Raw genomic sequence first — 13,472 nt, forward strand, 5'->3', positions numbered from 1 at the left:
GTCCTCGCCCTCGCCCCTTGACCAGCCGTTCCGTGCACCGTCGGCGAGTCAATCTAACGCGCCCAGAAGGGGAGTTCACCGTTTACGCGGCCGGGTGCACGACAAGCTCCGCGAACCCGGCACTGTCCACGGCGGACAACCCGCGGCGTCGACACCGCCCACATGGAGCATGCCCACCCCTCGCCCCCGGTCCTAGCCTGCGAGAAAGGAAGAAAAAGAAACAGGAATGCGCGTAAGCGTCCGCACCACCCCCAGGAGCCCCTCATGACCGCACTTCCGCAGGAGCGCCGCGTCGTCACCGCGATCCCCGGCCCGAAGTCCCAGGAGCTGCAGGCCCGCCGTACCGCGGCGGTCGCGGCCGGTGTGGGTTCCGTGCTGCCCGTGTTCACCGCGCGCGCGGGCGGTGGGATCATCGAGGACGTCGACGGGAACCGGTTCATCGACTTCGGTTCCGGTATCGCGGTGACGAGTGTCGGCGCCTCCGCCGAGGCCGTCGTACGCCGTGCCGCCGCGCAGCTCGCCGACTTCACCCACACCTGTTTCATGGTCACGCCGTACGAGGGGTATGTGGAGGTCGCGGAGGCGCTCGCCGAGCTGACCCCCGGCGACCACGCCAAGAAGTCCGCGCTGTTCAACTCCGGCGCCGAGGCCGTCGAGAACGCCGTGAAAATCGCTCGCGCCTACACCAAGCGGCAGGCCGTCGTCGTGTTCGACCACGGGTACCACGGGCGCACCAACCTGACGATGGCGCTGACGGCGAAGAACATGCCGTACAAGAACGGGTTTGGGCCCTTCGCGCCCGAGGTGTACCGCGTGCCGGTGGCCTACGGCTACCGCTGGTTGACCGGTCCGGAGAACGCCGGTGCCGAGGCCTCCGCGCAGGCCATCGACATGATCAACAAGCAGATCGGGGCCGACAACGTCGCCGCGATCATCATCGAGCCGGTCCTCGGCGAAGGCGGTTTCATCGAGCCGGCCAAGGGCTTCCTGCCGGCGCTCAGCAAGTTCGCAGCCGACAACGGGATCGTCTTCGTCGCCGACGAGATCCAGTCCGGGTTCTGCCGTACGGGTCAGTGGTTCGCGTGCGAGGACGAGGGTGTCGTCCCGGATCTCATCACCACTGCGAAGGGGATCGCGGGCGGGCTGCCGCTCGCCGCCGTGACCGGGCGCGCCGAGATCATGGACGCCGCGCACGCCGGCGGCCTCGGGGGGACCTACGGCGGCAACCCCGTCGCCTGCGCCGGTGCGCTCGGCGCGATCGAGACCATGAAGGAACTCGACCTCAACGCCAAGGCCAAGAACATCGAGGCCGTGATGAAGGCCCGGCTCGGCGCGATGGCGGAGAAGTTCGACATCATCGGGGACGTCCGCGGGCGCGGCGCGATGATCGCCATCGAGCTGGTCAAGGACCGTACGACCAAGGAGCCGAACCCGGAGGCCACGGCCGCGCTCGCCAAGGCCTGCCACCAGGAGGGGCTGCTGGTCCTGACCTGTGGCACCTACGGCAACGTCCTCCGTTTCCTGCCCCCGCTGGTCATCGGGGACGACCTGCTGAGCGAGGGCCTCGACATCATCGAGCAGGCGTTCGCACGTATCTGAGCCACCCTCTCCCGCGCCTCACGCGTCCCACCCGCCCCAGCCGTTTCATCCCCGATGATTCACAGGCTGGGGCGGCGGGCGTCAGGCCGTGTGAAGAAGGTGTGCGGGGTACATGACGGGACGCGAATCCGCCTGTCTTCCCTCCAGTCACTGCCGTAGGTTCTACCCAGATGAGAGATACACCCCGCCCACAGGGGACTGTGGGCGATTTCAGGACGGGGCCTCCCCAGCTTCGCCCTGGTCGTGCCCTCGCGCACACAACAGGAGCCTCTGGCTCCGAATCTCCTCACCGATCGGACAGTCGGCCGCCCCAAACCCCCCGGGGCGGCCGATCCGCCGATCCGGTCGGCCGGCCTGGAACTACCCCCCCTGTTCCAGGTCGGCCGACCTCCTTTTTCTGGCTCCTTCTCGCCCTGCCCCCGCTGCTCTTCGCGGTGATCACCTGGCAGGTCGCCCACGACGGCCCGCTCCTCCGCCTGGACGAGCGCCTGAGCCGCGCACTCGTCCACCCGGACCGCTTCTCGGAACTCCTCGCCGACCTCGGCAACGTCCAGGTCGCGGTACCTGTTCTCGTCGTGGTCCTCGGCTACGTCGCCCGGCGCGGCCGTGCCAGTGGTACGGACCGCTGGTGGCTGCCACCTCTCGCGGCGGCCGTGCTGATGGCCCTGGTCCCGGCGCTGACCGTCCCCGTCAAGGAACTGATCGCCCGCGGCGGCACCCCGGCCGTCCCGCCCGGCACCGGCTACTACCCCTCAGGCCACACGGCCACCGCGATGATCGCGTACGGCGCCTCGACGCTCGTCCTCCTTCCTTGGCTCCGGACGTCGTACGCCCGTCGCGGAGCCGTCGCGATCTGCGTCCTCCTGGTCGCCTGCGTGAGCTTCGGGCTGGTCCGGCGGGGCTACCACTGGCCACTGGACGTGGTGGCCAGTTGGTGCCTCGGGACCGCGCTGCTCGCGTCGCTACGGCTGTTCCTCGGCCGCTTGGCGAGAGAGCCTCAGCCGAAGTAGCCGTCGAACGTCTTCTGGAACTCCCAGTTCGAGTAGCGGTCCCAGTTGATCGACCAGGTCATCAGGCCGCGTAGCGTCGGCCAGGTGCCGTGGGTCGGGTACGAGCCGCAACTCACCTTCTTCGTCAGGCAGTCCAGGGTTTTCGTGACCTCGGCTGGGGCCACGTAGCCGTTGCCCGCGTTGACCGACGCCGGCATGCCGATGGCGATCTGGTCCGGGCGCAGGGCCGGGAACATGTTGGTGGTGTCGCCCGCGACCGGGAAGCCGGTGAGCAGCATGTCGGTCATCGCGATGTGGAAGTCGGCGCCGCCCATGGTGTGGTACTGGCCGTCGAGACCCATGATCGGGCCCGAGTTGTAGTCCTGGACGTGCAGCAGGGTGAGGTCGTCGCGCAGGGCGTAGATGACGGGCAGATACGCGCCGCACCTCGGGTCCTGGCCGCCCCATTTTCCGGTGCCGTAGAACTGGTAGCCCATCTGCACGAAGAACGTCTCGGGCGCCATGCTCAACACGAACTTCGAGCCGTACTTGGCCTTCAAGGTCTTCAGGGCGGCGATCAGGTTGACCACCACGGGAGTTGTGGGGCTCTTGAAGTTCGTGTCGCTCGCGTCGAGCGAGAGGGAGTGGCCCTCGAAGTCGATGTCCAGGCCGTCGAGGCCGTAGGTGTCGATGATGTTCGAGACCGACGACACGAAGGTGTCCCTCGCCGCCGTCGTGGTGAGTTGGACCTGGCCGTTGGCGCCGCCTATGGAGATCAACACCTTCTTCCCCGCCGCCTGTTTGACCTTGATGGCCGCCTTGAAGTCGGCGTCGCTCTCGACGTTCGCGCACTCTCCCCCACTCTCGGCTTCGTTCGAGCGGGAGGGGCCCCCATCCGGGCAGCGGTTGAAGCGGATGTCGCCCGAGGTGGCGGAGGTGGGTTCGCCGAAGGCCAGGTCGATGACGTCCCAGCTGTCGGGGACGTCGGCCAGGCGGGTGTAGCCGGAGCCGTTGGCGAAGCTCGCGTGGAGGTAGCCGACCAGGGCGTGGATGGGGAGGCCGCTGCTGGGGCCTGAGCCGGTGGATGTCGTCGCGGTGACCGCCGGTGACTTCGGTGACTCGCCCGCGTCGTTGACCGCCGTGACCTGGAAGCTGTACGCCGTCGCGGCCGTCAGTCCGCTCACGGTGGCCGAAGTGCCGCTCGCCGTCTGGACTTTCACCCCGCCGCGGTAGATCGCGTAGCTCGTCGCGCCGGTGACGGCGGACCAGGAGAGGGCGACGGAGGAGGAGGTGACGGTGCCAACGGCGAGGCCTGTGGGGGTGGTTGGCGGCTGGCCCGGGTCGACCGCCGGGCCGGTGAGGGAGATGTCGTCGGCGTAGTAGGCGCCGGTGGCGTACCAGCCGTGGGTGTAGATCGTGACCTTGGTGGTGGACGCGCCGGTGGTGAAGCTCGTCGTCAACCGCTGCCAGTCGGGGGCCGATTGGGTCCAGGTGGAGACGTCCGTGGTGCCGGTGCCGCTCGCGCCGAGGTAGACGTAGCTGCCGCGGACGTAACCGGCGAGCGAGTAGGAGGAGTTCGGTTTCACGGTCACGGTCTGCGCGCACTGGGCGTAGTCGTTGCCGGCCGGGGTCGCCTGCAACGCCGAACTGCCGCCGTGCACGGGCGACTTGACGGTCGTACCGCTGCTCGCGGTACAGGACCAGTTGTCGAGGCCGGACTCGAAGCCTCCGTTCTTCGCCAGGTCCGCGTCGGCCGCACGGGCGGCCGACGAGAGTGCGGTGATGCCGGGTACGGCCAGCAGGGCGGCCGTGAGCATGGCGAGGACGGGTCTGGAGCGTTCCACAAGTGCCTCCGGGCATGGGGGAATTGGAGGGGTGGAGCGCGCCCAATTTGGTCCAGACCAATTAGCTTGTCAAGACCTCGACCTGTTAACCGTCCTCCCCTTCCATGGCCAGCCCCGCCGCCGCCTCGTGCATGGCGAGTTCGAGGAGTGCGGGATCGGTGAGGGTGCCGGAGCCGTCCGGCGGTACCAGCCAGCGGACTCCGCCGGTCGACCGGCCGGGGTACGGCACGACGATCCAGGTGCCGGGTCCCGCCGTACGGATCCCGGTGCCGAGCCAGCGGGCCGCGGTGCCGGGCGGTACCAGGAAACCCATGCGTGCGTCACCGAAGTCGACCAGTACCGGGCCCAGTTGGTCGATGACCCGAGTGAGCACATCGAGCGTGGGATAACCGAGCTCACCCGGCAGGATGAGTACGTCCCAGGCCTTGCCGGCGGGCAGCAGCGCGATCCCCATGGGATTGCGCTCCCATTCCCAGCGACAGGCCTCCGGATCCGGAGCCACGGATGCCAGCCACTCGACGGCCGTCTTCGCCCCAGTCATGAGGAAACCTCCCTTTCTCCTGTCGACGCTGGTCGCGTCACAGGAGAGAGGGAGGGCGGCCGTCGGCATTACGCGGGTTCCAGCACCCCGAAGGAGTGAACCGGGTCACACCCCGCAGGGGGGCTCAACTGTCGAAGCCCAGGCCCAGCTTGTCCATCGTCTTCAGCCACAGGTTGCGCCGGCCGCCGTGGTCGTCGGCGCGGGCCAGCGACCACTTGGTGAGCGCGATGCCGGTCCAGGCGAAGGGCTCGGGCGGGAAGGGCAGCGGCTTCTTGCGGACCATCTCCAGCTCCGTGCGCTCGGTGCGCTCCCCCGCGAGCAGGTCCAGCATCACGTCCGCGCCGAAGCGGGTCGCGCCGACGCCGAGGCCGGTGAAGCCCGCCGCGTAGGCCACCTTGCCCTGGTGGGCGGTGCCGAAGAACGCCGAGAAGCGCGAGCAGGTGTCGATCGCGCCGCCCCACGCGTGCGAGAAGTTGAGGCCCTCCAGCTGCGGGAAGCAGGTGAAGAAGTGCTCGGCGAGCTTGGCGTACGTCTCCGGGCGGTCGTCGTACTCGGCGCGCACCCGGCCGCCGTACGGATAGATCGCGTCGTAACCGCCCCACAGGATGCGGTTGTCGGCGGACAGGCGGAAGTAGTGGAACTGGTTCGCCGAATCGCCAAGACCCTGGCGGTTCTTCCAGCCGATCGACGCCAACTGGTCGGCGGAGAGCGGCTCGGTCATCAGCGCGTAGTCGTAGACCGGGACGGTGTACGAGCGGACGCGCTTGACCAGGTTCGGGAAGATGTTGGTGCCGAGCGCGACCCGGCGGGCGCGGACCGAGCCGTAGGACGTGCGTACGGCCATGCCGGCGCCGTACGGCTTGAGGGCGAGGGCGGGGGTGTGTTCGTAGATCCGGACGCCGAGCCCGAGGCAGGCGCGCTTCAACCCCCAGGCCAGTTTGGCCGGGTTGAGCATCGCGACGCCCCGGCTGTCGTAGAGGCCGGCGAGGAAGGTCGGTGAGGCGACCTGTTCTCGGACCGCTTCCGCGTCCAGGAACTCGGTGCCGTCGGCGAGGCCCTTGCTCTCCAACTCGCCGTACCAGTCATGGAGTTCCTCGGCCTGGTGCGGTTCGGTGGCGACGTCGATCTCGCCGGTGCGCTCGAACTCGCAGTCCAGGGAGTAGCGGGCGACCGCGCTCTCGATCGCGTCGAGGTTGCGGGCGCCCAGTTCCTCCAGCTGGTGGATCTCGTCGGGCCAGCGGGTGAGGCCGTTGGACAGGCCGTGGGTGAGGGAGGCGGCGCAGAAGCCGCCGTTGCGGCCCGAGGCGGCCCAGCCCACCTCGCGGCCTTCCAGCAGGACGACATCCCGTTGCGGGTCGCGCTCTTTCGCGATGAGCGCGGTCCACAGTCCGCTGTAGCCGCCGCCGACGACCAGCAGATCGCAGGTCTCGGCGCCGGTGAGCGCGGGCTCGGGGTGGGGCTTGCCGGGGTCGTCCAGCCAGTACGGGACCGGCCGGGCCTCGGAGAGTGACTTCGTCCAATTGGTGTTACGGCTCATGGCGCTTGGGGCCATGATTTCAACTCCCTACAGGGCGCTAGCGGTTATGCCTTCACCTTGTTGCGGCGGTTGGTGATCGCCATCGAGGCGAGCACCAACAATACGGCGACGAGGAACATGGCCGTACCGATGACATTGATCTGAACGGGTGTCCCGCGCTGTGCCGAACCCCAGACGAACATGGGGAAGGTGACGGTCGAACCCGCGTTGAAATTGGTGATGATGAAATCGTCGAAGGAGAGCGCGAAGGAAAGCAGCGCGCCCGCCGCGATTCCGGGGGCCGCGATGGGGAGGGTGACCCTGACGAACGTCTGCACCGGGCCGGCGTAGAGGTCCCGGGCCGCCTCCTCCAGGCGCGGGTCCATCGACATCACACGGGCCTTGACGGCGGTGACGACGAAGCTGAGGCAGAACATGATGTGGGCGATCAGGATGGTGTAGAAGCCCAGTTGGGCGCCCATGTTGAGGAACAGGGTGAGCAGCGAGGCCGCCATGACGACCTCGGGCATCGCCATCGGCAGGAAGATCAGCGAGTTGACGGCACCGCGGGCGCGGAAGCGGTAGCGGACCAGCGCGAAGGCGATCATCGTGCCGAGGACGGTGGCGCCGATGGTCGCCCAGACGGCGATCTGAAGGCTGATGCTCAGCGAACCGCACATGTCCGCGACACCGCACGGCTGCTTCCAGGCGTCCAGCGAGAACTGCTGCCACTCGTAATTGAAGCGCCCCTTCGGTTTGTTGAAGGAGAAGACCGTGACGATGACGTTCGGGAGGAGAAGATACCCGAGGGTCAACAGGCCTGCGATGACGACGAAATGGCGCTTGAACCAGCGTACGACTGCCATTTAGACCAGATCCTCCGTCCCGGACTTGCGAATGTAGATGGTCACCATGGCGAGAATGGCGGCCATGAGGACGAAGGAAAGAGCCGCCGCCGTCGGATAGTCCAGGATGCGCAGGAACTGCGTCTGGATGACGTTGCCGATCATGCGGGTGTCGGTGGAGCCGAGGAGTTCGGCGTTGACGTAGTCACCGGCCGCCGGGATGAAGGTCAGCAGGGTGCCGGAGACGACGCCGGGCATCGACAGCGGGAAAGTGACCTTGCGGAAGGTGGTGAACGGCTTGGCGTACAGGTCGCCGGCCGCTTCGTGCAGCCGTCCGTCGATGCGCTCCAGCGAGGTGTAGAGCGGCAGCACCATGAACGGCAGGAAGTTGTACGTCAGTCCGCAGACGACCGCGAGTGGCGTGGCCAGCACACGGTCGCCGGAGGTCCAGCCGAGCCAGTTGGTGACGTCCAGGACGTGCAGCGTGTTGAGGGCGCTGACGACCGGGCCGCTGTCCGCGAGGATCGTCTTCCAGGCCAGCGTGCGGATCAGGAAGCTGGTGAAGAACGGCGCGATCACCAGGATCATGATCAGGTTGCGCCAGCGTCCCGCGCGGAAGGCGATGAGGTACGCGAGCGGGTAGCCGAGCAGCAGGCAGAGGATGGTCGCGGCGGCGGCGTAGAGGCCCGAGCGCAGGAACTGCGGCCAGTACTCGGACACCGCGTCCCAGTAGGTCGCGAAGTGCCAGGTGACCTTGTAGCCGTCCTCCAGGGAGCCCGTCTGGATCGACGTGGAGCCCTGGTAGATCATCGGCAGCGCGAAGAAGATGATCAGCCAGAGAATGCCGGGCAGCAGCAGCCAGTACGGCGTCCAGCGGCCCCGCTTCTTGCGCGGCGCCTTCTCCTCCGGCGCGGGCGCCAGGGGCGGCGCCTCGGTGACAGCGGCCATCAGGCGGCCTCCTCCTCGGTGTCGACGCCCGCGTCGATGTCCTGCGCCGCGTCGAGGCCGAAGGTGTGGGCCGGGTTCCAGTGCAGAACGACATCGGCACCGGGCCGCAGCCGGGCGTCGCGGTCGATGTTCTGGGCGTAGACCTCGAACTCGGGGCAGACCGGGCTGTCGATGACGTACTGGGTGGAGACGCCGATGAAGCTGGAGTCGGCGATCTTGCCGGTGATGCGGTTGCGGCCGGCCGGGATCTCGCCCGCGTCGTCGGCGGGCGTGAGGGTGATCTTCTCCGGGCGTACGCCGACCAGGACCTTGCCGCCGGTCGTCGTGGGCGCGGAACATCGCGCCTCGGGGAGGACCAGCTTGCCGCCGCCCGCCTTGAGGACGATGTCGTCGCCGGACTTGGAGTCGACCTCGGCCTCGATGAGGTTGGAGGTGCCGAGGAAGTTGGCGACGAAGGTGGTGTTCGGGTTCTCGTAGAGGTCGCTGGGCGAGCCGAGCTGCTCGACGCGGCCCGCGTTCATCACGGCGACCGTGTCGGCCATGGTCATGGCCTCCTCCTGGTCGTGCGTGACGTGGACGAAGGTGATGCCGACCTCGGTCTGGATGCGCTTGAGCTCCAGCTGCATCTGGCGGCGCAGCTTGAGGTCGAGGGCGCCGAGGGGCTCGTCGAGGAGCAGCACCTTGGGGTGGTTGATCAGCGCGCGGGCCACGGCGACACGCTGCTGCTGGCCGCCGGAGAGCTGGTGCGGCTTCTTGCGTGCCTGCTCGCCGAGTTGGACCAGGTCGAGCATGTCGACGACCTGCTGCTTCACCGACTTGATGCCGCGTCGGCGCAGACCGAAGGCGACGTTCTCGAAGATGTCGAGGTGCGGGAAGAGGGCGTACGACTGGAAGACGGTGTTCACCGGCCGCTTGTACGGCGGGAGGTTGGTGACCTCCTGGTCGCCGAGGTGGACGGTGCCGGAGGAAGGTTCCTCCAGGCCGGCGATCATGCGCAGGGTGGTGGTCTTGCCGCAGCCGGAGGCACCGAGCAGGGCGAAGAAGGAGCCCTGGGGCACGGTCAGGTCCAGCGGTTGCACGGCGGTGAAGCCGTTGTCGTAGGTCTTGCTGATACCGGAGAGGCGGACGTCGCCGCTGTTGTCCTTGGTGTTCATCCTCGTCACGCCCCTGTGAGCTTTGCGAACTTCTGCTGGTAGGCCGTCTCTTCCTTCGAGCTCAGGGAGCGGAAGGCGTGGGACTTGGCCGCCATGGCCTTGTCGGGAAGGATCAGCGGGTTGCTCGCCGCCGACTTGTCGATCTTCGCGAGATACGGCTTCACGTCCGCGACCGGGCTGACGTAGTTGACGTAGGCGGCGAGTTCGGCGGCCGGTTCGGGCTCGTAGTAGTAGTCGATCAGCCGCTCGGCGTTCGTCTTGTGGCGCGCCTTGTTGGGGATCAGCATGTTGTCGGTCGACGTCATGTAGCCGGCCTCGGGGATGACATAGCCGACGTCCGGGTTGTCCGACTGGAGTTGGACGATGTCGCCGCCCCAGGCGACGCACGCGGCGAAGTCGCCCTTTGTGAGGTCGGACGTGTAGTCGTTGCCCGTGAAGCGGCGGATCTGGCCCTTGTCGACGGCCTTCTGGAGGCGGGCGATGACCGCGTCGTAGTCGTCGGTGGTGAACTTCGCCGGGTCCTTGCCCATGTCGAGCATGGTCATGCCGACGCTGTCGCGCATCTCGGTGAGGAAGCCGACGCGGCCCTTGAGCTTGGCGTTGTCGAGCAGGTCGGAGATCGACTTCACCTCGACGCCGTCGAGCGCCTTCTTGTTGTAGGCGATGACGGTCGAGATGCCCTGCCACACGTACGAGTACGCCCGGCCGGGATCCCAGTCGGGGCTGCGGAACTGGTCCGACAGGTTGGCGTAGGCGTGCGGCAGATTGGACGCGTCCAGTTTCTGCACATACCCCAGGCGGATCATGCGGGCGGCCAGCCAGTCGGTGAGGACGATCAGGTCGCGGCCCGTGGACTGACCGGCGGCGAGCTGCGGCTGGATCTTGCCGAAGAACTCGTCGTTGTCGTTGATGTCCTCGGTGTACTTGACCTTGATGCCGGTCCGCTTGGTGAACGCGTCCAGGGTGGGCCGGTGCTTGCCGCTGTCGTCCGTGTCGATGTACTCGGGCCAGTTGGAGAAGTCGACCTCCTTCTCCGTGGCCGAGTGGTCGTCGGCGGACACACCGCCCTGCGTCTTGCCTGCCGCGGGGATCCCGCAGCCGCTCAGGGCCCCGAGACCGCCGACCGCGAGCGCGCCGCCCGCGGAGGCGCGCAGCACCGAACGGCGGGTCCACGCGGACCTGCTCTTGCGGAAGCTGCGCCGCACGGCGGCCACTTCGGCCGGGGTCAGGCGGTCGGGCTCGTACTGCTTCATGCGCGTGCTGCCCTTTCGGGAGGAGACGGCGGCGCCTTGGGCGGCCGTCAGTTCTGCTATCGGTCCCCGAAGATCGTGCGGTGCCAGTCCTTCCTGGCGACCGCGGTGTTGTCGAACATGACGTGCTTGATCTGGGTGTACTCCTCGAACGAGTAGGCGGACATGTCCTTGCCGAAGCCGGACGCCTTGTAGCCGCCGTGGGGCATCTCGCTGATGATCGGGATGTGGTCGTTGATCCACACGCACCCGGCCTTGATCTCGCGGGTCGCGCGGTTGGCCCGGTAGACGCCCTGGGTCCACGCGGAGGCCGCGAGGCCGTACGGGGTGTCGTTGGCGAGCGCGATGCCCTCGTCGTCGGTGTCGAAGGGCAGCACCACGAGGACCGGGCCGAACAGCTCCGACTGCACGATCTCGCTGTCCTGGGCGGCGTCCGCGACCAGGGTGGGGCGATAGTACGCGCCGTTCTTGAGATCTCCCTGAGGAGCCTCGCCGCCGGTCACCACGCGCGCGTAGCCACGCGCACGGTCGACGAACCCGGCGACGCGGTCGCGCTGGACGTGTGAGATCAGCGGCCCGAGGTCGGTGCCGGGGGTGAAGGGATCGCCGACCCGGACGCCCGCCATGAGGGCGGCCGTCTTCTGGACGAACGCTTCGTAGAGGGGCCTTTGCACGTACGCGCGCGTGGCGGCCGTGCAGTCCTGCCCGGTGTTGATGAGCGAACCGGCGACGGCTCCGTTGACGGCGGCTTCGAGATCGGCGTCGTCGAAGACCACGAAGGGCGCCTTCCCGCCGAGCTCCAGGTGGATGCGCTTGACGGTGGCGGTCGCGATCTCGGCGACGCGCTTGCCGACGGCCGTGGAGCCGGTGAAGGAGGTCATGGCGACATCCGGGTGCCCGACGAGATGCTCACCGGCGACCTTCCCGGTGCCGGTGATGATGTTGATGACACCGTCCGGGATACCGGCCTCGGTGGCGGCCTGCGCGAACATCAGCGAGGTCAGCGGGGTCAGCTCGGCGGGCTTGAGGACGATCGTGTTGCCGGCCGCGATCGCCGGGAGGATCTTCCAGGCGGCCATCTGGAGGGGATAGTTCCAGGGCGCGATGGAGCCGACGACACCGATGGGTTCACGGCGTACGTACGACGTGTGGTCGCCCGAGTACTCACCGGCGGACTGCCCCTGGAGGTGCCGTGCGGCACCGGCGAAGAAGGCCGTGTTGTCGATGGTCCCGGGGATGTCGAATTCGCGGGTCAGCTTGAGGGGCTTGCCGCACTGGAGTGACTCGGCGCGGGCGAAGTCGTCCGCGCGCTCGGCGAGCACGGCGGCGAAACGGTGCAGCGCGTCGGAGCGCTCGCCGGGGGTGGCGCCCGACCAGGCGGGGAAGGCGGCGCGGGCGGCGGCCACGGCCGCGTCCACGTCCGCCGTGCCGGCCAGCTCGTACGTGTAGACGTCCTCGCCGGTCGCCGGGTCGACGACCGCGTGGGTGTGGCCCGAGGTGCCCTTGGTCAGGCGGCCCGCGATGAACTGCGCGCCGTCCGCGAAGAACTCCTGAGCGGGGAATCGTTCCGGGGTCTCGCTGCCCGGGTGGTGCATGTCGCTCTCCTCCGCCTTCGCCCCGCTTCGTCCGCTGGCGGGTGGCGTAGCTCCAGCTCGATTTGAATGCCGATCCTGACAGAGCAAAGGGACTCCAACAAGTGATTCCGTTGTTGCCTTTTGGTTACGCGACGGAATCCTTCGACCAGGTGTCGAGTCCGTATGGAAAAGGGGGGACGGAGTGTCAGTGGTGCCTGCAAGACTCGCGTGCATGGACAAGATCACGGGGAAGCTCGCGGCGGAGGCCGCGGAAAAGATCGATTCACAGGAAGCCCTGATCAGGGAAGTGCGCGCTGGGACCAAGGTCAAGTACCTGCACTTCTGGGGCCACCGGCCACGCCCGGACGGACGCGTGAGCGCGAGCTGTCTGAGCCAGTGGTGGCCGTCGCCGTTCACGGTGGACGGGGTGACCTATGCGACCGCCGAGCACTGGATGATGGCCGGCAAGGCGCGACTGTTCGGCGACGAGGACGCGCTCGCGCGGGTGCTGGCGGCGGGACATCCGTCCGAGGCGAAGAAGGCGGGGCGCCTGGTGCGCGGCTTCGACGAGGAGATCTGGACGCGGGAGCGGTTCGGGATCGTCGTCGAGGGGAGCGTCCACAAGTTCGCGGCGGACGAGGAACTGCGGGCGTTTCTGCTGGGCACGGGTGAGCGCGTACTGGTGGAGGCGAGTCCGGTGGACCGGGTATGGGGCATCGGCCTGACCGCGGACGACCCCGCGGCGGAGGATCCCGCGCGGTGGCGGGGGCCGAATCTGTTGGGGTTCGCGTTGATGGAGGCGCGGGAGCGGTTGGGGTAGGGGGCGAGCCCCGCCCCCGGAGGCGGTTGGGGTAGGGGTGCCCCCCTCCGGAGGCACTTCGGCTGCGGCTGGGCTCACGCTGGCGGGGGCCCGGGGAGGGCTTCTGCGCGGCGCGGAAGGGTGGGGTGGGGTGAGGAAGGGGGCTTCGGTCGGGGGTGTCTTGCCGGGGTTGGGGTGCGGGGGTTGGGGTGCGGGGGCGGGCTGGGGAAGGCACTTTGGCTGCGGTCGGGATTGCGCGTTGGCGGAGGGGCGGGGGCGGCTTCACAGCAGCACGAGCCGCCGGGGGTCCGTCGGGGAGGCGCTCTGGCCGCGGTTGCACTCGCGTTGGCGGGGGGGGCGAGAGCAGCCTCAGCGGGGCGAGCTACCCGGGGGCCGGTCGAGGAAGGCGCTTC

11 protein-coding genes are annotated in these 13,472 nt (G+C 68.4%); 3 read left to right on the forward strand and 8 right to left on the reverse strand.

Annotated elements, in window-relative coordinates:
• Positions 1-264: 264 nt before the first annotated feature.
• Entirely contained in the window at positions 265-1,599 is a 1,335-nt protein-coding gene (gene gabT / locus ACWIHT_RS19415) for a 4-aminobutyrate--2-oxoglutarate transaminase (RefSeq protein WP_456169344.1), read from the forward strand.
• A 434-nt stretch (positions 1,600-2,033) separates the two neighbouring features.
• Complete coding sequence (locus tag ACWIHT_RS19420) at positions 2,034-2,609, forward strand: phosphatase PAP2 family protein (protein ID WP_456169345.1); 576 nt, start codon at positions 2,034-2,036, stop codon at positions 2,607-2,609.
• On the opposite strand, the gene ACWIHT_RS19425 is transcribed toward ACWIHT_RS19420, so the two are convergent.
• The 8 genes from ACWIHT_RS19425 to ACWIHT_RS19460 all read right to left on the reverse strand — a co-directional run bounded on the left by ACWIHT_RS19425 (position 2,597) and on the right by ACWIHT_RS19460 (position 12,281).
• A complete protein-coding gene (locus tag ACWIHT_RS19425; protein WP_456169646.1) occupies positions 2,597-4,405 on the reverse strand; it encodes a chitinase in 1,809 nt (602 codons plus the stop codon). The two genes, ACWIHT_RS19420 and ACWIHT_RS19425, sit on opposite strands and share 13 nt — an antisense overlap.
• A gap of 112 nt (positions 4,406-4,517) precedes the next feature.
• Positions 4,518-4,973, reverse strand: a complete 456-nt coding sequence (locus tag ACWIHT_RS19430; protein WP_456169346.1) for a hypothetical protein — start codon at positions 4,971-4,973, stop codon at positions 4,518-4,520.
• Positions 4,974-5,097: 124 nt separating this feature from the next.
• Positions 5,098-6,525, reverse strand: a complete 1,428-nt coding sequence (locus ACWIHT_RS19435) for an NAD(P)/FAD-dependent oxidoreductase (protein ID WP_456169347.1) — start codon at positions 6,523-6,525, stop codon at positions 5,098-5,100.
• Between the two features lie 29 nt (positions 6,526-6,554).
• The gene (locus ACWIHT_RS19440) at positions 6,555-7,355 is read right to left on the reverse strand and encodes an ABC transporter permease (protein ID WP_456169348.1); all 801 of its coding nucleotides are present in this window, start codon (positions 7,353-7,355) and stop codon (positions 6,555-6,557) included.
• A complete protein-coding gene (locus ACWIHT_RS19445) occupies positions 7,356-8,282 on the reverse strand; it encodes an ABC transporter permease (protein WP_456169349.1) in 927 nt (308 codons plus the stop codon).
• On the reverse strand, positions 8,282-9,436 hold the full coding sequence (locus ACWIHT_RS19450; RefSeq protein ID WP_456169350.1) for an ABC transporter ATP-binding protein: 1,155 nt from the start codon (positions 9,434-9,436) through the stop codon (positions 8,282-8,284). The genes ACWIHT_RS19445 and ACWIHT_RS19450 overlap by 1 nt, the downstream gene beginning before the upstream one ends.
• Before the next feature lie 5 nt (positions 9,437-9,441).
• The gene (locus ACWIHT_RS19455) at positions 9,442-10,689 is read right to left on the reverse strand and encodes an ABC transporter substrate-binding protein (RefSeq protein ID WP_456169351.1); all 1,248 of its coding nucleotides are present in this window, start codon (positions 10,687-10,689) and stop codon (positions 9,442-9,444) included.
• A gap of 56 nt (positions 10,690-10,745) precedes the next feature.
• Positions 10,746-12,281: a gamma-aminobutyraldehyde dehydrogenase gene (locus ACWIHT_RS19460; RefSeq protein WP_456169352.1), complete on the reverse strand. Its 1,536-nt coding sequence runs from the start codon at positions 12,279-12,281 to the stop codon at positions 10,746-10,748.
• A 211-nt stretch (positions 12,282-12,492) separates the two neighbouring features.
• Here ACWIHT_RS19460 and ACWIHT_RS19465 point away from each other — a divergent pair, with 211 nt between their 5' ends.
• Positions 12,493-13,080: an NADAR family protein gene (locus ACWIHT_RS19465; protein WP_456169353.1), complete on the forward strand. Its 588-nt coding sequence runs from the start codon at positions 12,493-12,495 to the stop codon at positions 13,078-13,080.
• Positions 13,081-13,472: the final 392 nt, after the last annotated feature.

It is taken from the genome of Streptomyces sp. NPDC002276, from assembly GCF_053891435.1.